This is a genomic window from Silicimonas algicola (genome assembly GCF_003148765.1).
Lineage (GTDB): Bacteria > Pseudomonadota > Alphaproteobacteria > Rhodobacterales > Rhodobacteraceae > Silicimonas > Silicimonas algicola.
In genome coordinates this window covers 351,016-371,913 of the sequence record NZ_QGGV01000001.1, presented here as the reverse complement: position 1 = coordinate 371,913, position 20,898 = coordinate 351,016, and the positions used below count along the sequence as shown (strand labels likewise).

General features: G+C 64.3%; 28 protein-coding genes. 10 read left to right on the top strand and 18 right to left on the bottom strand.

The window, feature by feature from the left end; translation table 11 throughout:
* The first annotated feature begins 38 nt into the window (after window positions 1-38).
* The 3 genes from bufB to C8D95_RS01850 are packed head-to-tail and all read left to right on the top strand — an operon-like array spanning window position 39 to window position 2,271.
* On the top strand, window positions 39-896 hold the full coding sequence (gene bufB / locus C8D95_RS01860; protein WP_109757436.1) for an MNIO family bufferin maturase: 858 nt from the start codon (window positions 39-41) through the stop codon (window positions 894-896).
* Complete coding sequence (locus C8D95_RS01855) at window positions 893-1,648, top strand: HvfC/BufC N-terminal domain-containing protein (RefSeq protein ID WP_109757435.1); 756 nt, start codon at window positions 893-895, stop codon at window positions 1,646-1,648. Before bufB ends, C8D95_RS01855 begins: the two co-directional genes overlap by 4 nt.
* The gene (locus tag C8D95_RS01850; RefSeq protein ID WP_109757935.1) at window positions 1,648-2,271 is read left to right on the top strand and encodes a DoxX family membrane protein; all 624 of its coding nucleotides are present in this window, start codon (window positions 1,648-1,650) and stop codon (window positions 2,269-2,271) included. Before C8D95_RS01855 ends, C8D95_RS01850 begins: the two co-directional genes overlap by 1 nt.
* On the opposite strand, the gene C8D95_RS01845 is transcribed toward C8D95_RS01850, so the two are convergent.
* Together C8D95_RS01845 and C8D95_RS01840 are read right to left on the bottom strand one after the other, a co-directional pair.
* Window positions 2,183-2,545 (bottom strand): hypothetical protein, encoded by a 363-nt coding sequence (locus C8D95_RS01845; RefSeq protein ID WP_109757434.1) that lies wholly within the window; start codon window positions 2,543-2,545, stop codon window positions 2,183-2,185. The two genes, C8D95_RS01850 and C8D95_RS01845, sit on opposite strands and share 89 nt — an antisense overlap.
* Before the next feature lie 47 nt (window positions 2,546-2,592).
* Window positions 2,593-2,922: an arsenate reductase family protein gene (locus tag C8D95_RS01840; protein WP_109757433.1), complete on the bottom strand. Its 330-nt coding sequence runs from the start codon at window positions 2,920-2,922 to the stop codon at window positions 2,593-2,595.
* Between the two features lie 175 nt (window positions 2,923-3,097).
* On the opposite strand from C8D95_RS01840, the gene C8D95_RS01835 reads away from it, so the two are divergent.
* Window positions 3,098-3,304 carry a cold-shock protein gene (locus C8D95_RS01835; RefSeq protein WP_109757432.1) on the top strand — a complete coding sequence of 69 codons (207 nt, stop codon included), beginning with the start codon at window positions 3,098-3,100 and terminating at the stop codon, window positions 3,302-3,304.
* A 28-nt stretch (window positions 3,305-3,332) separates the two neighbouring features.
* Here the strand turns inward: C8D95_RS01835 and C8D95_RS01830 are convergent, their stop codons facing one another.
* From C8D95_RS01830 to thyX, 5 genes are all read right to left on the bottom strand, one after another.
* Window positions 3,333-3,734: a DUF2177 family protein gene (locus C8D95_RS01830; protein ID WP_109757431.1), complete on the bottom strand. Its 402-nt coding sequence runs from the start codon at window positions 3,732-3,734 to the stop codon at window positions 3,333-3,335.
* A 52-nt stretch (window positions 3,735-3,786) separates the two neighbouring features.
* A complete protein-coding gene (locus tag C8D95_RS01825; protein ID WP_109757430.1) occupies window positions 3,787-4,185 on the bottom strand; it encodes a hypothetical protein in 399 nt (132 codons plus the stop codon).
* A gap of 75 nt (window positions 4,186-4,260) precedes the next feature.
* Complete coding sequence (locus C8D95_RS01820; RefSeq protein WP_109757429.1) at window positions 4,261-4,557, bottom strand: antibiotic biosynthesis monooxygenase family protein; 297 nt, start codon at window positions 4,555-4,557, stop codon at window positions 4,261-4,263.
* Between the two features lie 94 nt (window positions 4,558-4,651).
* Window positions 4,652-6,055 (bottom strand): hypothetical protein, encoded by a 1,404-nt coding sequence (locus C8D95_RS01815; protein WP_109757428.1) that lies wholly within the window; start codon window positions 6,053-6,055, stop codon window positions 4,652-4,654.
* Window positions 6,052-6,957 carry an FAD-dependent thymidylate synthase gene (thyX, locus tag C8D95_RS01810; RefSeq protein ID WP_109757427.1) on the bottom strand — a complete coding sequence of 302 codons (906 nt, stop codon included), beginning with the start codon at window positions 6,955-6,957 and terminating at the stop codon, window positions 6,052-6,054. Before thyX ends, C8D95_RS01815 begins: the two co-directional genes overlap by 4 nt.
* 197 nt (window positions 6,958-7,154) lie before the next feature.
* Between thyX and C8D95_RS01805 the strand changes: the two genes are divergently transcribed.
* From C8D95_RS01805 to C8D95_RS01795, 3 genes are all read left to right on the top strand, one after another.
* Complete coding sequence (locus C8D95_RS01805; protein WP_126918482.1) at window positions 7,155-8,498, top strand: tetratricopeptide repeat protein; 1,344 nt, start codon at window positions 7,155-7,157, stop codon at window positions 8,496-8,498.
* A 67-nt stretch (window positions 8,499-8,565) separates the two neighbouring features.
* A complete protein-coding gene (locus C8D95_RS01800; RefSeq protein WP_109757425.1) occupies window positions 8,566-8,994 on the top strand; it encodes a VOC family protein in 429 nt (142 codons plus the stop codon).
* Window positions 8,995-9,080: 86 nt separating this feature from the next.
* Entirely contained in the window at window positions 9,081-9,713 is a 633-nt protein-coding gene (locus C8D95_RS01795) for a DUF1194 domain-containing protein (protein ID WP_241239784.1), read from the top strand.
* Here the strand turns inward: C8D95_RS01795 and C8D95_RS01790 are convergent.
* The 3 genes from C8D95_RS01790 to C8D95_RS01780 form a co-directional block, all read right to left on the bottom strand.
* On the bottom strand, window positions 9,707-10,204 hold the full coding sequence (locus C8D95_RS01790) for a MarR family winged helix-turn-helix transcriptional regulator (RefSeq protein ID WP_241239783.1): 498 nt from the start codon (window positions 10,202-10,204) through the stop codon (window positions 9,707-9,709). The genes C8D95_RS01795 and C8D95_RS01790 overlap by 7 nt on opposite strands.
* A gap of 77 nt (window positions 10,205-10,281) precedes the next feature.
* Window positions 10,282-10,530, bottom strand: coding sequence for an FAD assembly factor SdhE (locus C8D95_RS01785; RefSeq protein ID WP_109757423.1), 249 nt, complete (start codon window positions 10,528-10,530; stop codon window positions 10,282-10,284).
* A gap of 2 nt (window positions 10,531-10,532) precedes the next feature.
* Window positions 10,533-10,925 (bottom strand): helix-turn-helix domain-containing protein, encoded by a 393-nt coding sequence (locus C8D95_RS01780; protein WP_109757933.1) that lies wholly within the window; start codon window positions 10,923-10,925, stop codon window positions 10,533-10,535.
* 73 nt (window positions 10,926-10,998) lie between these two features.
* On the opposite strand from C8D95_RS01780, the gene C8D95_RS01775 reads away from it, so the two are divergent.
* Window positions 10,999-12,201 carry a pyridoxal phosphate-dependent aminotransferase gene (locus C8D95_RS01775; protein ID WP_109757422.1) on the top strand — a complete coding sequence of 401 codons (1,203 nt, stop codon included), beginning with the start codon at window positions 10,999-11,001 and terminating at the stop codon, window positions 12,199-12,201.
* Here the strand turns inward: C8D95_RS01775 and C8D95_RS01770 are convergent.
* Together C8D95_RS01770 and C8D95_RS01765 are read right to left on the bottom strand one after the other, a co-directional pair.
* On the bottom strand, window positions 12,198-12,689 hold the full coding sequence (locus tag C8D95_RS01770) for an isoprenylcysteine carboxyl methyltransferase family protein (RefSeq protein ID WP_109757421.1): 492 nt from the start codon (window positions 12,687-12,689) through the stop codon (window positions 12,198-12,200). The two genes, C8D95_RS01775 and C8D95_RS01770, sit on opposite strands and share 4 nt — an antisense overlap.
* Window positions 12,686-13,765 (bottom strand): type III polyketide synthase, encoded by a 1,080-nt coding sequence (locus tag C8D95_RS01765; RefSeq protein WP_241239781.1) that lies wholly within the window; start codon window positions 13,763-13,765, stop codon window positions 12,686-12,688. Before C8D95_RS01765 ends, C8D95_RS01770 begins: the two co-directional genes overlap by 4 nt.
* Before the next feature lie 130 nt (window positions 13,766-13,895).
* Between C8D95_RS01765 and C8D95_RS01760 the strand changes: the two genes are divergently transcribed.
* Complete coding sequence (locus C8D95_RS01760) at window positions 13,896-14,309, top strand: hypothetical protein (protein ID WP_109757419.1); 414 nt, start codon at window positions 13,896-13,898, stop codon at window positions 14,307-14,309.
* Window position 14,310: 1 nt separating this feature from the next.
* On the opposite strand, the gene C8D95_RS01755 is transcribed toward C8D95_RS01760, so the two are convergent.
* Entirely contained in the window at window positions 14,311-14,790 is a 480-nt protein-coding gene (locus tag C8D95_RS01755) for a GNAT family N-acetyltransferase (RefSeq protein WP_109757418.1), read from the bottom strand.
* A 77-nt stretch (window positions 14,791-14,867) separates the two neighbouring features.
* On the opposite strand from C8D95_RS01755, the gene C8D95_RS01750 reads away from it, so the two are divergent.
* Window positions 14,868-15,476, top strand: a complete 609-nt coding sequence (locus tag C8D95_RS01750) for a flavin reductase family protein (protein WP_109757417.1) — start codon at window positions 14,868-14,870, stop codon at window positions 15,474-15,476.
* Window positions 15,477-15,479: 3 nt separating this feature from the next.
* Here the strand turns inward: C8D95_RS01750 and C8D95_RS01745 are convergent, their stop codons facing one another.
* The 5 genes from C8D95_RS01745 to coaBC form a co-directional block, all read right to left on the bottom strand.
* Window positions 15,480-15,908, bottom strand: a complete 429-nt coding sequence (locus C8D95_RS01745) for a DUF1178 family protein (RefSeq protein WP_109757416.1) — start codon at window positions 15,906-15,908, stop codon at window positions 15,480-15,482.
* Between the two features lie 75 nt (window positions 15,909-15,983).
* Window positions 15,984-18,005 carry a M3 family metallopeptidase gene (locus tag C8D95_RS01740; protein ID WP_109757415.1) on the bottom strand — a complete coding sequence of 674 codons (2,022 nt, stop codon included), beginning with the start codon at window positions 18,003-18,005 and terminating at the stop codon, window positions 15,984-15,986.
* A gap of 52 nt (window positions 18,006-18,057) precedes the next feature.
* Window positions 18,058-19,101, bottom strand: a complete 1,044-nt coding sequence (locus C8D95_RS01735) for a HesA/MoeB/ThiF family protein (RefSeq protein ID WP_109757414.1) — start codon at window positions 19,099-19,101, stop codon at window positions 18,058-18,060.
* Window positions 19,101-19,565: a dUTP diphosphatase gene (gene dut / locus C8D95_RS01730; RefSeq protein ID WP_109757413.1), complete on the bottom strand. Its 465-nt coding sequence runs from the start codon at window positions 19,563-19,565 to the stop codon at window positions 19,101-19,103. The genes C8D95_RS01735 and dut overlap by 1 nt, the downstream gene beginning before the upstream one ends.
* Window positions 19,562-20,758: a bifunctional phosphopantothenoylcysteine decarboxylase/phosphopantothenate--cysteine ligase CoaBC gene (gene coaBC / locus C8D95_RS01725; RefSeq protein ID WP_109757412.1), complete on the bottom strand. Its 1,197-nt coding sequence runs from the start codon at window positions 20,756-20,758 to the stop codon at window positions 19,562-19,564. Before coaBC ends, dut begins: the two co-directional genes overlap by 4 nt.
* Window positions 20,759-20,898: the final 140 nt, after the last annotated feature.

Genomic DNA, 20,898 nt, shown 5'->3' with positions numbered 1-20,898 from the left:
CGGGGCGCCGCCTCACACATCCTTCGAAAGATCCGGTGATGCTAGACTCCGCCCTCCGCAAGGACCGACTGCCCCAGGCTCCGGGCGTTGGTTACAAGCCCCAGCACTTCGCCCAGATCCTTGAGAATCCTGGGGCTGTCTCATGGCTGGAAATCCATGCCGAGAACTACATGGGCGACGGTGGACGCCCCATTGCGCAACTCCGTCACCTCGCCGAGCGCTTTCCGGTCTCGGTTCATGGAGTAGGTCTTTCCATCGGCGGCGAAGGCGGGCTGGATGCCGACCATCTCGGACGGCTGAAGCGGCTCATTGGCTGGCTCGAACCGGCGTCGTTTTCAGAGCATCTTGCCTGGTCGTCCCACGACAGCGCTTTTCTGAACGACCTTCTGCCCCTGCCCTACACTGCCGCCACGCTGAATTGCGTGTCCGATCATGTCGACGAGGTGCAAGACGCCCTGGGTCGACGAATGCTTCTGGAGAACCCCTCGTCTTACCTTGCGTTTGTCGACAGCACATGGAGCGAGACCGATTTTCTGGCCGAGGTCGCCCGGCGCACCGGATGCGGCCTGTTGCTTGACGTGAACAACGTCTTCGTTTCCGCCACGAACCTGGAACTCGACCCGGTCGCCTACATCGAGTCCTTCGCGCTGGACCTCGTGGGCGAAATCCATCTTGGGGGTCACGCAGAGGACGCAGACGACCACGGGGCGCCCCTCCTGATCGACAGCCACGGACACCCCGTCGCCGATCCGGTCTGGGACCTGTACTCCCGCGTCATTGCGCGCTGTGGAGCGCGGCCCACGCTGATCGAATGGGACAACGACGTGCCCGACTGGGACATCCTTGCCGCGGAAGCAGACCGCGCGGCGATGATCCTCGCAGGAGCCCCGGCATGACCCCCGACCAGGCACTGCTTCACCGGTCCATCGTCGATCCCGCCGCGCCGAGGCCCGACGGAATGATCGATAGCGCCGGACGCCCGGCGGGCCGAAGGTTCGATGTCTACCGCAACAACGTGACCGTTTCTCTGATCGAAGCGCTTGAGACGGCTTTTCCGGTCCTGCGCAAACTCGTTGGAGACGAGAATTTCCGGCACCTCGCCCGCGCTTTCCTGCGCCGGCACCCGCCATCGTCACCGCTGATGTTGTTCTACGGCGACGCGATGCCCGACTTCCTGTCCGGGTTCGCACCGACAGGACAGCTTGGATACCTGCCGGATGTAGCGCGGCTCGAACTGGCGATGCGGATAAGCTATCACGCGGCGGACGCCGTGCCTCTCGCTCGCTCGCGTTTGGAAGCCCTCGCACCAGAGGCGCTCTGGTCGACACACCTCACCCTCGCGCCCTCGGTGCTGGTGATCCGCTCGCGCTGGCCGCTCCACGCGATCTGGCGGTACAACGTCGAGGTCGGAGCGCCGCGACCGAAGCCTGCGGCTGAAGACGTGATAGTCCTGCGCCCCGACTACGATCCTGTGCCGCATTGTCTCGGCCCTGGCGCGGCGACCTTCGTGGACGCCCTGCGCGCCGGCCGGACATTCGGAGAAGCCCACGACGCGGCGACGGATGACGCGCCCGCCTTCGACCTATCCGCCACTCTGACACTTCTCCTTGCGGGCGGTGCAATCACAGGCATCGGAGCCCTGCCATGATCCAAGGTATCGTATCGCTGCACGACCGCGTCTTTGCCGGACTGGAGAAAGCGACAATCCCGGTGATGACGACGCTCGCGCGGTTTGTCTTTGCCGCGGTCCTCCTCGTCTATTACTGGAAGTCTGCGCTGACCAAGCTCGGGGACGGCCCGGCGGGCCTCCTCGCCCCCTCTGCAGGCGCCTACGCCCAGATCTTCCCGAAAACCTTCGAGGCAGCAGGCTATGACGTCAGCCAGCTCGGGGTCCACCACTGGGCCATAGCCACACTTGGCACTTGGGCCGAACTCGTCCTGCCGCTGCTGCTGCTTCTCGGGCTGTTCACGCGACTGGCAGCACTTTCGATGATCGGCTTCGTCGTGGTGCAGACCGTGACCGACCTCTTCGGGCACGGAGGCATCGCGCACGATGGCACGCTTGGAGCGTGGTTCGACGGGATGCCGGACTCCATCGTTCTAGATCAGCGCGCATTCTGGGTCTTCGCGCTTCTCTATCTCGTCTTCCGGGGTGGCGGACCTCTGTCTGTCGACCGGTTTCTCAGAAATGCGACTTCGGCTCGTCGGGGCGTCCTGCCGCAAGCGCAAGGAGAGCGGCCAGCCCGCACATCGATGCGGGAAAGATGGTGAAGACGTTGTCGAAGGCGATGAAGATGGCGATGGACGCCGCTCCGAGCGCGATGCCGGCCCACAGGGCGCGATAGGGGGCCATTGCCGCGCCCCCGATGGCGAGCAGGGGAGCGATGACGCTCATCCCGCGCAGGAGGTTCACATTCTCCGGGAGGGCCGTCAGTTCCTGAAGACGTTCGAAGCGGTAAAGCGCCTCGGTCCAGCCGAAGCTGACCATGCCCATGATGAGGGCGAGAATGCCCCCGATCATGCCGAGGGCGGCGGCGTTTCTCATCTCTCGCGTCCCTTCGTCCGCCGATTCACGTAGTCGCGCACGACAAGCTATCCAAGGTGCGGCGCTCTTGCCGCGGCGTCCCAGCCGAGCGTCAGGACATCCCCTCGACGGATGACGGGCCGCTTCATCAGCGTCGGGTGCGCGGCGAGAAGCGCCTGCGGTTCACCGGCCCGTTCCGCCTCCGACAGACCCCGCCAGCTGGTCGAACGGCGGTTCACCAGATCGTCGCCGAACGCCTGGTGGAGGGCCGCGATCTCGGCACCCGACAGAGGCGCCTCGCGCACGTCGCGGAAGGTCACGTCCAGCCCCGCCGCCCGCAGGGCCTTGTCCGCGGCGCGGCAGGTGTCGCAGGTCCGAAGTCCGAATATGTCGACCATTGCTCACCTTCCTCTAGTCACCATTCTTTTTCTTGTTTTTTCGCGAAAGATCCCCAAAGTCGATGCCGCATCAACGTCAGGACGCCCAGCCCGACCAAGAAGGCACACTCCCCGGCAGCGATGCTCGAACCGACCGCTGGTCATTCCGGCGCACATGATACCGAAGGAAGAGACAATGCCGACAGGCACCGTAAAATGGTTCAACACCACCAAAGGTTTTGGGTTCATCGCCCCTGACGGGGGCGGCAAGGACGTGTTTGTCCATATTTCCGCCGTCGAGCGGGCCGGGATGACCGGGCTCGCCGACAACACGAAAGTCCAGTACGAGCTGATCGAGGGCCGGGACGGCCGTCAGTCGGCGGGCGATCTCAAGGCGATCTGACGGTGCCGCGGCCCACGGGCCGCGTGCCTCACGAAAAGAGCGCGCGGGCGGCCCAGACGCCCGCCGCCGCCGAAACCCCGGTCAGCACGGTGCCCCAGATCCAGTCCGTGACCACCATGCGGGGAGTCCAGTCCTCGAGCGTGGCGTAGTTCGTCATCTCGTAGGTGCCATAGGCGACCGCCCCCAGAAGCGCCCCCTGCCAGAGCGCGCGCATCACGTCGCCGTCCCGCAACGCCGGGACCGAGACCAGCGCGAGAAGACCGCCCACGTAGAACAGGTAGAACAGCGCCGCCGCGCCAAGGCGCGGGCTGTCCAGCACTGCGTTGCCGAGCGCCGAGCGGAAGAGCGGGGCGATGACCGTGTTCAGCATGACGGCGTCGAGGACGAGGAAGATGCCCGCCGTGATGAGGTAGAGCGTGAGGGTCTGCATCGGACGAACTCCTTTTACCCTCTACGCTCGGAATGGACGGTCGGATCCTTTTCTAGCGGCTGACGGGGCCGAGAACCGGACGGGGGCTCAAGGCGCCCGAGGCGCCGCAGGCCATGTCGACGCTTTCGCCGCCATAGACCTCGACCCGTTGCCAGGCCTCGCCGCCCCCCGTTCGGGCGCTGACGATCCAGTCGCCGTCCTCGAGCGCGATGACCAGCGGGCGGCCGACCTGGCAGCGCCCGACCTCGCGGCCCTCGACGAGGATGACGGGAGAGGTGGCCGCCTGCGCGAAGAACTCGACGTCCGAGGGCCGCGTGATGGTCAGCGTGTTCCGGGCCAGGGCCGACAGTTGCGCGGGCGTCGGGTCCGCGCCCGTGGGCCCGACCTGGGCGGAGCCGACGAAGCAGCCCGGCAGGGCGAGGAGAAGCGGGAGGGTCAGGAGGCGTCGCATGAAATAAGCGTAGGACGGTTCGCCCGGGCGGACAAGACGCCCGGGGTCACAGCCTTGTCGTTTCCGGCCCGTCTCTCAGATCGAGAAGACGACCTCGCCCGAGCGCGGTTCGGTCACGCCGAGGTCGCCGCCCAGATCCTCGAGCGTCTCGCGGAAGCTGTCGAGCGTCGCGATCATCTTCGGCCGGGCGACGGAAAGCGCGTCCATGCTCTCCCACTCGCCGACGACGAGATAGTCGCGGTCGCCGGTCTTCACGATCCGAAAGCTCTTCATGCCCTCGAAGTCGTCGCGCCGCCGCGCCTCGTGCGCCGCGAGGAACGCATCCTCCTGCCCCGCCTTCACCTTCATGCGGACGATGTTCATGGCTGTCATGTTCAGGTCCTCCCCCAAGGTTTCCCGGTGGGGAGTGTAGCACAGATGAGGTGAGTCGTTTGTGGGGAGGTGGTGCAGAGGCGCGGGGTGGGGGCTAATTCCCCTCGCTCAAGCTCGCGTCGTCTCGACTTCCACCGTAAATCTCGACAATTTCGTCTCCAAATCTCTCACGAATGAACTGAATGTAGTCGTTGCGCTTTACCAAACCTCTAAAAACTGGCCACTGAAAATAGTTGGCGGCAGAGATCTGATCCGCAGGAACCAAAGGGACGAGCCTGCGTACTTCTTCAAAATCGTCACGAACAGCGGCGACGCAAAGCTGAAACTGCTCTTGCATCGGCGACCAGTCCTCCTCGCTTAATGCACGCTCCGCAGCCGCAATATCCCCGCTCAACTTGTGAGCATTGGCCAAATTGATCCGCATCATATTCAATATAGCTTTTCTCGGATGTTTCATCGCCGGCAAAAAGGCGAAATCTAAAATTGAAATAGCTGAACTGTACATTCCCACCTTAATCAACTCAAAGGCAGAATTATTTAGCAACTTGTCCGCCTCCTCATGGTTCTCCGCATCATTGCAGGAAACGCGCCACAGCACCTGCGACAACTTGACCCCAACCTCCATCAGGGTACGCGCGCTATCCCTTAAATAATCCGGATCAGCGCTAAGAATTTCGCCAACGCCTGCATCCGTTTTATAACCAACAGACTGGCATTTGGCTAAATATGTTCGAGTAACAATGCCATTCGTATGCGCAAATAAATTTCTTCGTTCAAAAATTTCGATGAAATCGGGCCAATTGTGGAGACCGTCTCGTAATGGCTTTTTTATCTTGCTCTCTAACCACTTAAATTGATCCTCGTGGCTTGTTCGCAGGACCGATTCCACCTCTCTCTCTACAATGGATAACTTGAATTCTTCGAGCGAGCCAAATTCGAGCAACTCCACCGCCGAGTACTGTTTTCCAGAATCGTTGATGATATGCGGCATGACTACGGCAAGACATCTCACCAAGTCTCCCAAGTATGAGTCGAATTGGCTAACCAAGCCCAGCAAAAATATGTTGTTAAACCGTGGAAAATGATGAATCTGCCGCGCCATCCTCCTAGCATCGTCAGCAATCTTGGGAAATGCATCTGCGCTAAGCCTATATACACGCCAACCAGCAGCGGAGACCTCCTCGCTCATGACTGGCTTAATCGTCTCTCTTTCAAAATGCGATATGTACGAGCTTGTTGTTATCTGATAAGATACACCAGCCATATGCATTGCATCGTGGAATCCAATCATGGAACTAAAAAAGTTGCTTGAAATTGGTTGAAACTGAAAGTTTACGCTTACGTCGGATATTTCCGTCTCGTCCAGCTCCGCTTTTTCAGCGTCTTCTTCATGCGCAGAGCTGCCAAAAGCCGCTATATTGTCGGCGAATTTAATCTTCGAGATGTGATCATAGTCACTCTCAGTGTCTATTTCAAAGCCTATATATTGGTCAGTCAATCAACCACCCCCTGAAACTCCCGCCACTCTCCCTTACTCATCCCACTCGTCTCCTGCGTGACCTCCTCACCCTTCAACATCCGGCGGAGGCAATCAAGCGCCTTGCCACTCAGGGTTGCGCCGCCCAGCCGGTAATCCTCGAAGGCCCCGTAGGCATAGGGCACCCAGTCCTTCACCAGACGGCAGATTTCCTCGGCATAGACGCGGATCTCGTATTGGGCGTGGGCGTCGGCGCGCAGGCGCAGGAAGTGGAAGAGGTTGTGCAGGTCCACCTTCCAGTACCATTGCGTGTAGATGTTGGCGGGCAGGTTCATCCGCGCCAATTCCCGCGCCAGCCCCTGCTGCCCCTCCTGCCCGATCATCTCCTCGTAGTGGTCATAGGTCCGCGCCGCGTCGCCCTTGAGGTATTCCAGCACCCGCGCCGCCTCCTCGCCCGACAGCGCCTCGCCCCGGCCCTGGTTGTTGACGGTGGATTGCGCGGCCAGGTCCTCCGGCCGGGGAATGTAGAACTCGCGGTCGAGGATCGAATAGCGGGCGGAGTATTCGTTCACGTTGGCGGTGCGGTGGCGGATCCACTGGCGGGCGACGAAGACGGGCAGCTTCACATGCAGCTTCAACTCGCACATCTCGAAGGGGGTCGAGTGCCAGTGCCGCATCAGATAGCGGATCAGCCCCTCGTCGTTCGACACGGCCTTGGTGCCCCGGCCATAGGACACCCGGGCGGCCTGGGTGATCGCGGCGTCGTCGCCCATGTAGTCGATGACCCGGACGAAGCCGTGATCCAGCACCGGGTAGGCGGTGTAGAGATGCGCCTCCATCCCCTCGGCCACGGCGCGCAGCGTGGGGCGGCTCTGGGCGCGAAGGGCGTCGATCTCTGCCTGTTGCTCGGGGGTCAGGGGCATGTGGGTCTCCGTTCGGTCGGTGTCGCAGGGCCGCACCTTATCTTGGGGCAGGGCTTACGTGAACCACAATATGCCGGTTCCGTCGTTTCCGCTGTGTGTCCAAGTCCGCCAACGCCGGGTGCCTGCGGTTGACTTTGCCGACATGGCGCGGTGTCTGGTCTGACAGGGTTGAGGAGGACCGGTCGATGCGCGCGTTGATGAGTATTGTGACAGCTTTGATGGTCTGCGCGACCGCCGTTCCGGCGCAGGAGGCGACCCGTTCGGCCAGCGTCGCCGAGGTGCGCCTCGCCGCCCGGGCCGCGGCACTGCAGGGCGACTTCCGGGCTGCGGACGCTCTCTCCTCCACGCTTCTCGCGCGCGATCCGAACGACGCCGAGGCGCTCCTCATACGCGCCGTCGTGGCCCGCGCCGCCGGCCAGCCCGCCGCCTCGGTCGAGGCCGCGACGAAGGCCTACGGGCTTCTCGACGAGGACGGCAAACGCTTCGACGCCGCCATGCTGGCCGCCGAGGGCCATGCCCGGCAGGAACAGTTCACACGCTCGCAACTCTGGCTGCGCCGCGCCGACCAGGTGGCCCCTAACGCGCAGGCGAACCAGCTTGTCGCCCGCACCTATAGCCAGGTCGCCGCGCGCAATCCCCTGTCGCTGCAGCTGTCCTTCTCGCTCCAGCCAACGAACAACGTGAACAACGGCGCCGAGACCACGGTGATCGAGATTGGCGGCCTGCCCTTCACGCTCGATGACAGCGGCCAGCAGCTTGGCGGCTACGAGGCATCGACCGGGGTGTCGCTGTCCTATCGCCTGGCCGAGGACCAGACGCACCGGACCGATTTCCTGGGCGAGCTCTATTTCCGCAAGGTCTGGCTCGATTCCGACGCCAAGACCGAAGCGCCGGATGCGGAGGGCTCGGACTTCGACTACGGCGTGGCGATCATCGGACTGCGCGAGACGCGGCTCGTCTGGCCGGACCTCGGGCCAACCCAGGTGACCGGGCTTCTGGGACAGAGCTGGTACGGCGGCGACGAACAGGCGCGCTGGATCGAGCTTCAGGGCGCGCAGTTGTTCAAGCGGTCCGACACGCTGGCCTTTCGGCTGGGCGCTACGGTCCGTGACGAGACGCGCATCGGAGACGCGATCAACGACTCTCTTTCGCTCGGGCTTTCGGGCGACGTCATCTTTGCCGGTGGCGAAGGCCGTACGACGTCCTTCGGGGCGACGATCAAGAGCTACAATTCCGATTCCGCGACCATCGACGGCATGGCCTACGGACTGAAGGCAAGCCACAGCTTCGGCACCATCGGTTCTGTCCAGCCGTCGATCCGCGCCGCGATCGAGACGCGCGATTTCGAGAAGTGGAGTTCGACGCCCGGCGGTCGCCGCGATGACAGCCTGTCGCTTGGCGTCAACCTGGTCTTTCCCGAGGTCAGCTATTACGGGTTCCTGCCGCAGCTTTCCCTGAACGCGCGCCGCGTCTGGTCGGACGTCGACATCTATGACCGCAACCAGTTTTCCGTGGGCTTCACGGCCGTCTCGCGCTTTTAACCGGCTGCCCCTCGCCTTCATGCTTTCCCTGTCCTAGGTTTCCCGACGAACGGAAAAGGAGACGGACATGGGTATCGAATACCTGCACACCATGGTGCGCGTGAAGGACCTCGAGGCGTCGATGGCGTTCTTCGAGCTACTCGGGCTTGAAGAGCGGCGGCGCATCGAGAACGACAAGGGGCGCTTCACGCTCGTCTTCATGTGCCCGCCAGGTCAGGAGAACGCGGACGTCGAGCTGACCTACAACTGGGACGGCGATGACGGGCTGCCGTCGGACGGACGGCATTTCGGTCACCTCGCCTATCGCGTCGACGACATCTATGCGCTTTGCCAGAAGCTGCAGGACGCAGGCGTCACGATCAACCGCCCGCCGCGCGACGGGCACATGGCATTCGTCCGCTCGCCCGACAACGTGTCGGTCGAACTGCTTCAAAGAGGCGATCACCGGGAGCCCGCCGAACCCTGGGCCAGCATGGAAAATACCGGGCATTGGTGACACGATCTCGGACGGGGCGACGTCTCTGTCTAGGCGTCGCCGCAGCCACATGCCTCGCGTCTCACGCCGCTGACGCGGCCTGTCGATTGTCGCTCGCCCTGGCGCTGGATGTGTCCGGGTCGGTGGATGCGTCAGAATACCGGCTCCAGCTCGACGGTCTTGCCGAGGCGTTGACCGATCCCGACGTCGTGCAGGCCCTTCTCGCGATACCTGAAGCACCCGTCGCACTCTTCGTCTTCGAATGGTCCGCATCCGAATACCAGCGGACGCTTCAGGACTGGGTGATCCTCGACGATCCGGCGCAGATCCGCGGCGTCGCATCAAGGCTCAGAACCTGGGATCGAGGGGTCTCGCCCCAGGCGACGGGCCTCGGCGCCGCGATGGCTCACGGGGCGTCCCGACTTGCCGGTGGCCCTGGGTGCGACCAGGCCACATTGGACGTCTCGGGTGATGGCGAGAACAACGACTGGCCGACGCCCGAAGCGCTTCGGTCTTCCGGCGCCATCGAAGGTGTGCGGATCAATGGGCTGGTCATCGCCGAGGACGACGAGACGGCGGCCTCCCTGTCGGCCTATTTTCGGGCCCGTGTCATTCAGGGGCCCGACGCCTTCGTCGAGGTGGCGCGGGGTTTCAGCGACTATTCACGAGCCATGCGACGCAAACTTATCCGCGAGGTGCAGGGGCTGCCCGTCGCAATGATCGACAAAATCGCTCAATAAATGTAGCGAATCTGCTCGCTCCAGAACCGCTCGATGCGGTTCAGACCGTCATTTATGGCGCAGATCGAGGATCCGCCGATGATCGCGTCGTCCGACATCATCTCGGCATGGCGGTCGAAGAGGTCCGAGACGACCTTGTGAACGTCGCGGCCCTTGTCGGTCAGGCGCACGCGGACGGAGCGCCGGTCGATTTCGCAACGCTGGTGATGCATGAAGCCCATGTCGACGAGCTTCTTCAGGTTGTAGCTGACGTTCGAGCCCTGGTAGTACCCGCGAGATCGCAGTTCCCCGGCAGTGACCTCGTTGTCGGCCATATTGAACAGCAGCAGGGCTTGGACGGCATTGATCTCGAGCACGCCGAGGCGCTCGAATTCATCCTTGATAACGTCGAGAAGCAGGCGATGCAGACGTTCCACCATCGACAGCGTGTCGAGGTAGTGCCTGCGATAGGCGGGCGCGCGTTCCTGGCTCAAGGGTTGGTGCATACTCATACCGTGACTCCGCGCAATCCTGTGCTCGACGTGCAGAAGTCACCGAAAAATCCCAAGATACCGTTAAATTAGCCAGGTCAGACCCGCGTCAGGCGCGCAATGAGAGGTTGAAACCGCACGGGCGCATCGCCCTGCCCGCTGACCCACTGGTACAGGTCCTGGTCGTTCTCTTCGAGGAAGTCCTCGTAGAGGTCGAGTTCGCTGTCCTCCAGCCCTGCACCCTCGGCATCCCAGAAACGACCCAGGATGAGATCCATCTCCTTCGTGCCGCGCCGCCACGACCGGACCGTCAGGCGGCGAAGGCGAATCTCGCGCGTCTCGCTCATTCTCAGGCCGACAGCGCCTGGCGCAGCCGTTTCTCGAGGACGGCCATGCGCTCGGCCGCACGCTGCATCTCGGCTCGCGCCGTGCGCAGGCCGTCGAGAAGGCCGTCGACCTCGTGCCGCGCCGCCGGAACTTCGCGCGCGACGACGCCCTGTCCCTGACCTGTCAGAAGCCAGGGCAGGCTCACGTCCAGAAGTCCGGACACCATCTGAAGCTTGTTGGCGCGGGGCTCGCTTCGGTCCTCTTCCCAATTCTCGATCGTCTTCTGCGCAACGCCCAATCTCTTCGCGAGCATCGAACGCGACATGTCCCTCGCCTCGCGCGCAGCGGAAAGCCGGTCGCCAAAAGTGGCGTTGGCGTCGGAGTACCAGTCTCTTTCGTTCATTTGGTCGGTCATCGTCATACTGTCCCTGTTGCGGCAGGCTCGGCCTGCTTCTATGAAATCCGTGCCGTTCAGCGCGAGTGCGACCATGCCCTTTCTCTCCGCGACGCTCGATCGCGTCAAACCATCGCCGACAATTGCCGTCACCACGCTTGCCGCCGAACTGAAGGCGGCCGGACGCGACGTGATCGGCCTCGGCGCCGGAGAGCCGGACTTCCCGACACCGGAACACATCCGCGAAGCCGGCAAGCGTGCCATCGACGCGGGCCACACGCGCTATACGGCGGTCGACGGGATCCCCGAGCTTAAGCAGGCGATCGTCGAGAAATTCCGCCGCGAGAACGGACTCGCCTACACGCCCGACCAGATCACGGTCGGTACCGGAGGCAAGCAGGTTCTTTATAACGCCCTGATGGCGACTTTGAACCCCGGGGACGAAGTTATCGTGCCCGCGCCCTATTGGGTCAGCTATCCGGACATGGTGCGGCTTGCGGGTGGCGAGCCGGTCGAAGTGGTGGGCGCGTTCGAGAACGGGTTCCGTATCACGCCCGACCAGCTTGAGGCTGCGATCACGCCGCGCACGAAATGGCTGATCTTCAACTCGCCCTCGAACCCCACCGGCGCAGGCTATTCGCCCGACCAGCTCAAGGCCCTGACCGAGGTGCTGGAACGCCATCCCCATGTCTGGGTAATGACCGACGACATGTACGAGCACATCGCCTTTCCCGGTTTCGATTTCCGCACGCCCGCGCAGGTGGCACCGTCGCTCTACGAGCGCACCTTGACCGTCAACGGCGTGTCGAAGGCCTATGCCATGACCGGATGGCGCATCGGCTATGCCGGCGGACCCACGGCCCTTATCGGCGCGATGCGGAAAATCCAGTCGCAGTCGACGTCCAATCCCTGCTCGATCAGCCAGTGGGCCTCGGTCGCCGCGCTGAACGGGCCGCAGGACTTCCTTGCCGAGAACGCAAAGCTCTTCCTGCGGCGGCGTGACCTCGTCGTCGAAGGCCTCAACGCGGCGGAGGGTATCGATTGCCCCGTGCCGCAGGGTGCGTTCTACGTCTATCCCTCGATTGCCGGTTGCATCGGAAAGACATCCCGCTCGGGCAGCCGGATCGAGACGGACGAGGACTTCTGCCGCGCGCTCCTGGAGGAGACCGGAGTGGCCGTCGTCTTCGGCGCGGCCTTCGGTCTCTCGCCCTGTTTCCGCGTCAGCTATGCGACGTCGGACGAGCAACTGAAGGAAGCCTGCGCCCGCGTGCAGGACTTCTGCGCCGGCTTGTCCTAACCTGCGGGGCGCAACGCCCCATCCTCGGCGCGGATGCGGATGAAGAGGACAAGCGCGTTCAGGACCGTAAAGACAAGCGCGACTCCTGTCAGACCAAGGACCATGGGTGCGACGAAGATTTCGGCGACCACCAGGGTGTAGTTGGGATGGCGCAGGTATCGGAACGGACCCTCCGCCACCAGCGGCTCGTCCGTGACGATGATCCGCGTCGTCCAGCGGCGACCAAGAGTGCCGAGGATCCAGAGCCTGAGGCCTTGGAGGACGGCGAAGACGACCAGCCAACCCCAGAGGATCGGTTCGTCGTAGCCGAACCAAACGATGGACAGAAGCCAACCCGTGTGCAGCGCGACGATCAGAGGATAATGGCCGGGCGCCACTTCCCGGGCGCCCTCTGCCAGAAGGCGCGCCGTATTGCGACGTGCGATTGCAAGCTCGGACAGTCGCTGAACGACGAGGAAGGCGATGAAGAGAGCCGCCCCCGTGGTCATTCGGCCGCCATCGCCACGGCCTCAGGCTCGACGGTGAACGGCAGGTACGCCGCCGTGAAGCCAGGGCCAAGCGCGCAGGCCACCATCTGACCCGTGCGACCTTCTTCCAGAACGGCCTTCAGGACGAAAAGAACCGTTGGCGCCGACATGTTTCCTGCCTGGCGCAATACTTCACGCTCGGCTTGAAGCGACCCCTGTTCGAGGTGCAGCGCACCTTCGATGGCATCGACCACCTTTGCGCCGCCCGGGTGGCAGACGAACCTGTCAACGTCCTCGGCCCGGAGCCCGGCGGCCGTCAGCGCCTCTGCGGTGGCGGCAGCGAAGTTCTCGGTCACGAATTCCGGGATCGACCGGTCAAAGATGACGCCAAGCCCGGTGTCGTCGACATCCCATCCCATGATTGCCAGCGTGTCGGGCCAGGTCTTCTGAATGCCCCGCCCCAGGGTCACGACCCGACCCGAGGAGGCTTCGGTCGAGAGGCAGGCACCTGCCGCGCCATCGCCGAAAAGAACCGTGGCGATGATATCGGCCTTCTGGAGGCGGTCGGTCCGGAACGACAATGTGCAGGTCTCGACCACGACAAGCAGAACACGCGTCCCCGGCTGCGAAGCGGCGAAGGTGCGCGCGACCGAAAGGCCCGATACGCCGCCTGCGCAGCCGAGGCCGAACACGGGCACGCGCATCACGTCTTCCCGAAAGCCCATGCGCTTCGAGGCCTGCGCCTCGAGCGTCGGGGTGGCGATGCCGGTGGAGGATACCGTGACGATGCAGTCCACGTCCGACGCCCGCCAGCCGGCGTCCTTCAAGGCGCCCTCGGCAGCGTCGATGAAAAGCTCCACGCCGCCGTCCATGTACCGGGCGTTGCGGTCCGCCCAGGCATGATCGTCCGAGAACCATTCGAGCGGCACCACCGAACGGCGCGTCTCCACACCCGATGTGGTGAATGTCTTGAACAGCCGGTCGAACTGGGGATACCGCGGGCCCAGGATCTCCCTGGCGCGTTCCTGCACGATCGTCTGGGGCAGCTCGTGCGGCGGAAGGGCCGTCGCAAGGCCGTGTAGGAATACGTCAGTCACTGTAGTCCTCCGGGACGCCAACTCCATTCATATAGCTCTGTTGCGCAACAGGTCATCCGAACCCTCGTCATCTGGTCAAACGGTGACGCGACTGTTACCGATTCCGCAGATGGCAATGGGGGACAGGTGCATGTCAGGCGAGCTTCCCGAATTCTATTTCCGCATTCGGGACGGTGGCGCCGTCGTGTTCCGCGTCGAGACCGAGACGCGGATGCGCCGCATCGAGATGACGCAGATCGCCGTCGTCAACGCCAGGAACGGCGAGGTGAAGGGGCACGGCTCGCACGAGCTGTCGCCCGAGGAGGATGCCGCGATCCGTGACTGGCTCGCCGAAAGGCAGGCTCTTCTTTCCCAGAGGGAGGTCGACGACATCCTTCGCACGGTTGATCGTTTGAACCTGACCGCCACCTGGGCGCAGCAGCGCGCGACGCCCGAGGAGCTTGATCGGGTCTCGGATGCGCTGCTTCTCGCGATGCACGACCTACGGACGGTTCTGGTGCGAAAGAAGGCGGACAGGCTCAAGACAAACGAAGCAGCCGAGTAGGTCAGTCGCTCCACTGCGTCACGTCGCCTGCAACGCCTTCCCACGCGCCCTCCGTCAACTCGCGTCCGAGAACGCGGTCGGGGTTCGTGGGAGGAGGCATCACGACCCCTTCAAGTTTTTCGAACCCGAAGCGGCTATAATACGGCGCGTCGCCGACGAGCATCACCCTGTCCCAGCCGTGGGCGCGGTCCAGCGTGCTTTCGATGAGGAAGGCGCCCAGCCCTTCGCCCTGATGCGTCGGGTGGACGGCGACCGGACCGAGAAGAAGCGCAGGCCAGTGTCCGACCCGGACCGGCCAGTACCGGATCGCGCCCGCCACGATGCCGGCCTCGTCTCGCGCGACGAGGCACAACTCGGCCACCGGGGGGATCCCGTCGCGCAACCGATAGGACGACAGCGCCTCCCGGCCCGGGGCGAAGCAGAGGTCGTAAAGCGCCTCGACCTCCCACCAGTCTTCCGTCCGTTCCCGGCTGAGTTCCACCTGCCCGCCCTGCCCTTTTCGGCTGGCCCCGCGCCTAGCACATGCGCTAGGTCGGAACAAACCTGAATGGAGTCCGCATGTTCTACCGTCCCGAGGAAGGTCACGGTCTTCCGCACAACCCGTTCAACGCAATCGTGACGCCTCGGCCGATCGGGTGGATCTCGACGCGCGGCGATGACGGGTCCGAGAACCTGGCGCCCTATTCCTTCTTCAATGCGGTGGCCTACGTGCCGCCGCAGGTCATGTTCGCCTCGACCAGTGCGAAGGACGACCGCGACGGCACCAAGGACAGCGTGTCGAACATCCGAGAGACCGGGGTGTTCTGTGTGAACATCGTCGAATACGCGATGAAGGATGTGATGAACCGCACCTCCGGCCCCTGGCCGAAGGAGGTGGACGAGTTCGAACTGGCCGAGATCGCACGGACCGAATGCGAGACCATCGCCTGCTCGCGCGTCGCCGCTGCACCGGCCTCGCTGGAATGCCGGCTGACGGACATCGTCACATTGCGAGGCGAAGCGAATTATCTGGTTCTGGGTGAAGTTATCGGCGTTCACATGCGCGACGACTGCATCAGGGATGGTCGCTTCGACGTGCTGACGTTTCATCCCCTGACCCGTCTGGGTTATCGCGACTACAGCCAGATCACCGAGCTTTTCTCGCTGACACGGCCGGGCGAGAAGTAGGGCTCAGTTCGTCTTCTGGCGCGGGATGAAGGGCAGAGGCAGCGCCGGCACGCCGTCTTCGATCAGCTTGCGCGCTTCCTCGGGCCGGGCCTCGCCGTGGATCGACCGGCTTGGCTTGTCGCCCAGGTGCATCGCACGCGCTTCTTCTGCGAAACGGTTGCCGACGTAATCCGAATTCTTCTCGACGTGCGCCTTCAGGGCCTTGATCGCCTCGGCCACGTCGGGTGCATTGGTCATCGGCTGGGGCGCAGGATCGGACGTCTTGCGAGCGGGTCTGACGCCGGGAGACATGAGATCCTTGTCGATTTCGGCCGACTGGCACGACGGGCATGTGACTAGACCGTCACGCTTCAGCCCGTCGAACGCGTCGTTCGACTGAAACCAGCTCTCGAAGCCGTGGCCGTTGCCGCATCTCAAAGCGAACCGGATCATGTTCCTGTATCTCGTGTGTCCTGAAGGATCACGTAAGTAGATTGCCGAAGCATTGCAACGTCCGGATTACCTCGCTCACCCCGTCAACCCCCGTCCCCGAAGCAGGGCCTCGGGCCCGGGCATCCGTCCGCGGAAGGCGATGTAGAGGTCGGCGGCATCGCTTGAACCGCCGGCCGACAGGATATGCGCTTCAAGACGTTCGGCGATTTCGGGATCGAAGGGGTCTCCCGCCTCGAGGAACGCCTCGAACGCGTCGGCATCCATCACCTCGGACCACATGTAGCTGTAGTAACCGCTCGAATAGCCGTCACCCGAGAAGACATGCGCGAAATGCGGCGTTGCGTGGCGCATCGGGATAGCATGCGGCATGCCGAGCGCGTCCAGCACCTCGGCCTGCCTCTGCATCGGGTCGGCGGGCGCGGGACCGGCGTGAAAGTCCAGGTCGACAAGGGCCGAGCCGATGTATTCGACCGTCTGGAAGCCCATGTCGTAGGTCGCAGTCGCCAGCACCTTCCGCAAAAGCGCCTCGGGCATCGGCTCGCCGGTCTCGGCGTGGGTCGCGAACTCGGCCAGCACGTCTGGCACCTCGAGCCAGTGCTCATAAAGCTGGCTCGGAAGCTCGACGAAGTCGCGTGCGACAGAGGTGCCCGAGATGCTTTCGTAGGTCACGTCGGACAGCATCTGGTGCAGCGCATGGCCGAACTCGTGGAAGAGTGTCCGCGCGTCGTCGTAGGACAGAAGGGCCGGACGACCTTCTGCCGGTTTGACGAAGTTGCACACGTTGATGACGACGGGCGCCACCTCCTCGTCCGTCCGGCTTTGGCTGCGCAAGGCCGAGCACCAGGCGCCCGACCGCTTGGAGCCGCGCGCGAAATAGTCGCCAATGAACACCGCCAGGTGCCGGCCGTCGCGCGTGATCTCCCAGGCTCGGGCGTCGGGATGGTGCAGCGCCACGTCGATCGGCATGGCCTCGATCCCGAAAAGCCGGTGCGCCACCGCAAAGGCCGCCTCGATCATCCGGTCGAGTTGGAGATAGGGCTTCAGCTCGGCCTCGTTCAGGTCGTGTTCCGTCGCACGTCGCTTCTCGGAATAGTACCGCCAGTCCCACGGCTCCAGCGGCCCGGCGATTCCGTCTGCGTGAAGCATCTCGGTCAGACGCGCGCCATCGCGATCTGCCGAGGCACGCGCGTGGGTCCAGACCTCCATCAGAAGATCGCGCACCCTCTCGGGCGTACCGGCCATCTCGGTCTCGAGCTTGTAGGCCGCGAAGCTGTCATAGCCCAGAAGACGGGCGCGCTCGTCCCGCAAGGCAAGGATCTCGGCAGCGATGGTCCGGTTATCTGTCGGCCCGCCGTTGGCACCTCGCCCCGTCCAGGCCCGCCAGGCCTTTTCGCGCAAGGTCCGGTTGGGGGAAAACTGCAGGAATGGCACGATCAGCGAGCGCGACAGCGTGACGACGGCCGTTCTCTTGCCCGTCTCGTCCCCGGCAGAGCGGGCGGCCGACACCAGGAAGTCGGGGAGTGGTGCTAGGTCGTCTTCCGACAGGGGCATCGACCAGTCGCGCTCATCGGCGAGGAGGTTCTGCGTGAACTGGGTCCCGAGGACAGCCAGCCTTTCCTTGACCGACTTCAGCCGATCCGCCGCCTTGCCTTCAAGCCGCGCGCCTGACCGGACGAAGCCCCGGTGCGTCAGCATCAGGACCCGCGCCTGCTCGACGGTCAGGTCCATGTCCTCCCTGGCCTCCCACAGAGCCTCGATGCGCTGGAAGAGGGGGCGGTTGGCCGTGATCTCGGACGAATAGACCGCAAGCCTGGGGCTGAACGACCGTTGAAGCGCCTCGCGCGCGTCGTTCGAGGATGTCGAGGCAAGCACGTAGAACGCCGACATGACCTTCGACAACTGCCGGTCGGCAAGCTCCAGCGCCTCGATGGTATTGCCGAAGGTCGGGGGTTCGGGGTTCGTGGCGATCCGCGCGATTCTGGCTCGGGCGTCCGTCAGCGCGGCCTCGAAGGCAGGGTCGAAATCCTCGTCTGCGATCCGGTCGAAGGGAGGAAGACCGAACGGGGTGGTCCAGTCGGCGAGAAGGGCATTCGTCATGGGAAACTCCTGTCCACAATAGCTAGGAGTCGTTGCGCCGATGATCCAGAGCTCAATTCCGCGACCCGCACACCCGACAGTCGCTGCGCTTCTTCACGCCGATGGTCCGGACCTCGGCGTAGAGAGCGTCGTAGATCATCAGTCGACCGCGAAGCGGTTCACCCGTCCGGGCGATCAGCTTCACTGTCTCGACTGCCATCATGGCACCCAGAACGCCTGGCAATGGACCGAGGACGCCGCCTTCGGCGCAGGATGGAGCAAGGCCCCTCGCCGCGGGTTCAGGGAAGACGCAGGCATAGCAGGGGGCGTCCCGTGCGGGATCGAAAACGCTGATCTGACCTTCCCACTGGCTGATGGCGGCAGAGACCAGCGGCTTGCCCTGGGCCACGGCCACCTCGTTCACCAGATAGCGCGTCGCGACATCGTCCGTGCCGTCCAGGATGATGTCGTAGTCGTCGACAAGTTCTGCAGCGATGTCGCCGGTCAGGCGGCGGTGATAAGGCCGGACCGCGATGTGCGGGTTCTGCGCGAGCATCGCCTCGCGTGCGGAAAAGACCTTCGGCATCCCGACCCTTGCATCGATGTGGATCACCTGACGCTGAAGGTTGGAGTTGTCGACGGTATCGTGGTCGATCACGCCGATGGTCCCCACGCCGGCCGCCGCGAGATACTGAAGCGCCGGTGCGCCAAGTCCGCCCGCGCCGATGACGAGGACGCGCGCCTCCTTCAGCCGCTTCTGCCCCGGGCCGCCGATTTCGCGCAGGACGATGTGGCGGGCATTGCGCTCCAGTTCGGACGACGACGTGTCGCGCGGCGGGGACACGGCATCCGAGTGAGCGGGTCGCGCGCGATCCCGGAGACGGCGAATCCAGACCGCGTAGAGCCCTGCGGCAGCGGCAACCGCTCCGATGATCAGCCAGACATCCGCGCTTCGGCCCGTCGCCATTCGCACGGGATGCTCGTCCGGCAAAAGCAGGTGGATACCGAGGACCGCGACATAGAGCGCGATCATCAGATAGATCCGGCGCGCCCGGGGCACCTTGAGGAAAGCTCCGAGGACCCAGAGGGCGGCCGCCAAGGCGAGGACCAGCGCCATCAGCGCCGCCCCGTGGAGCCGAAGCCGCCGGTTCCTCTCGCCGTGTCGGAAAGCGTCTCGGCAAGCTCGAACCTTGCCTGCGCGACGGGCGCGACGACGGCCTGGGCAATGCGGTCGCCATGCCCGATGTGAATGGGCGCATCGCCCAGGTTTGCGAGGATCACCCCGAGCGGTCCACGATAGTCGCTGTCGACCGTGCCGGGCGCGTTCGGGATCGACAGGCCGTGCCTCAGTGCTGCGCCCGACCGGGGGCGGACCTGCAACTCAAAGCCGTCCGGCACCTCGACCATGAGGCCGGTGGGAACAAGCCGCCGCTCACCTGGGCGAAGGGTCACGCCGCCTCGATCCTCGAGCGGGAAGTTCGCGCGGAGATCCGCCCCCGCCGCCCCTGCGGTCTCGTAGGTCGGCAGCGGCAGAGCCGTATCCGCCCCCGGCAGCCAGGCCATCCGCACGACAGGCGTCATTCCAGCGCGTCGGCTATACGATTGGCGAGGCGCCTCGCCACCTGCTCCTTCGTGGCACGGGGCCAGGCTTCGGCGCCGCTGTCGTCGATAACGGTGACGGCGTTCTCGGTCCCGCCCATGATGCCGGTCGCGGGAGAAACGTCGTTCGCCACGATCCAGTCGCACCCCTTTCGGGCCCGCTTGGCGGTGGCGTTGGCGACCACGTCATCCGTCTCGGCGGCGAAACCTATGACGAGGCGCGGTCTGCCCCCGGTCATGCGGGAGACCGTCGCCAGGATGTCCGGGTTCTCGTCAAGCGACAGAGACGGAGGAGATCCGCTTCCGTCCTTCTTGATCTTCGACCCCGAGGATGAGGACACGCGCCAGTCCGCCACGGCAGCGGCAAAGACCGCCGCGTCGGCAGGAAGCGCAGCCTCGACCGCCTTCAGCATCTCGCGCGCCGTCTCGACCCGAACGACCGAGACGCCCTCTGGCGGCGCCGCCGTGGCGGGTCCCGTGATGAAGGTCACCTTCGCTCCAAGTCGGACGAGCGCCGCTCCTATGGCCGTGCCCTGCGCGCCGGACGAGCGATTGGCGATATAGCGCACCGGATCGATCGGTTCGTGCGTCGGCCCGGAGGTGACGAGGATGTGCCTGCCCGACAGCGGACCTCTCCCCAGCCTGTCGACAATCGCCTCGAGGATCGCCGTCGGCTCGGCCATCCGGCCAGGTCCGTGCTCGCCGCAGGCCATGTCACCCTCGTCCGGTCCGACGCGGGCAATGCCGTCCGCTTCGAGAGTGGCAAGGTTCCGCTGCGTGGCGGGGTGCAACCACATCCGGACGTTCATGGCGGGCGCCATCAGTACCGGTGTGTCGGTTGCCACGAGCAGGGTCGATGCAAGGTCGTCGGCGTGGCCCTGCGCCATCTTCGCCATCAGGTCCGCGGTGGCCGGGGCGACGACAAGCAGATCGGCCGAGCGCGACAATTCGATGTGGCCCATCTCGGCCTCGTCGGTCAGGTCGAAGAGGTCGGTGAAGACCTTCTCGGCGGCAAGGGCCGAGGCCGAAAGCGGGGTGACGAATTCCTGCGCCGCGCGGGTCAGGACCGGCGTGACCGACCCGCCCGCCTTTCGAATGAGACGGATCAGCTCGAGCGCCTTGTAGGCCGCGATGCCACCGCCGACGATGAGGAGTATGCGCTTGCCGTGGAGCATGGGTCCGCCTTTCCGCACACAGTGTTAGGGGGACGCATCCGCCGGGGCAAGATGCTGGGCAGTCCGGGACATGCCTGGTGCAGGTCGCAAAAAAATGGCCGGCGTAAGCCGGCCGAGGGGGGATACGAGGGACGTAGCCG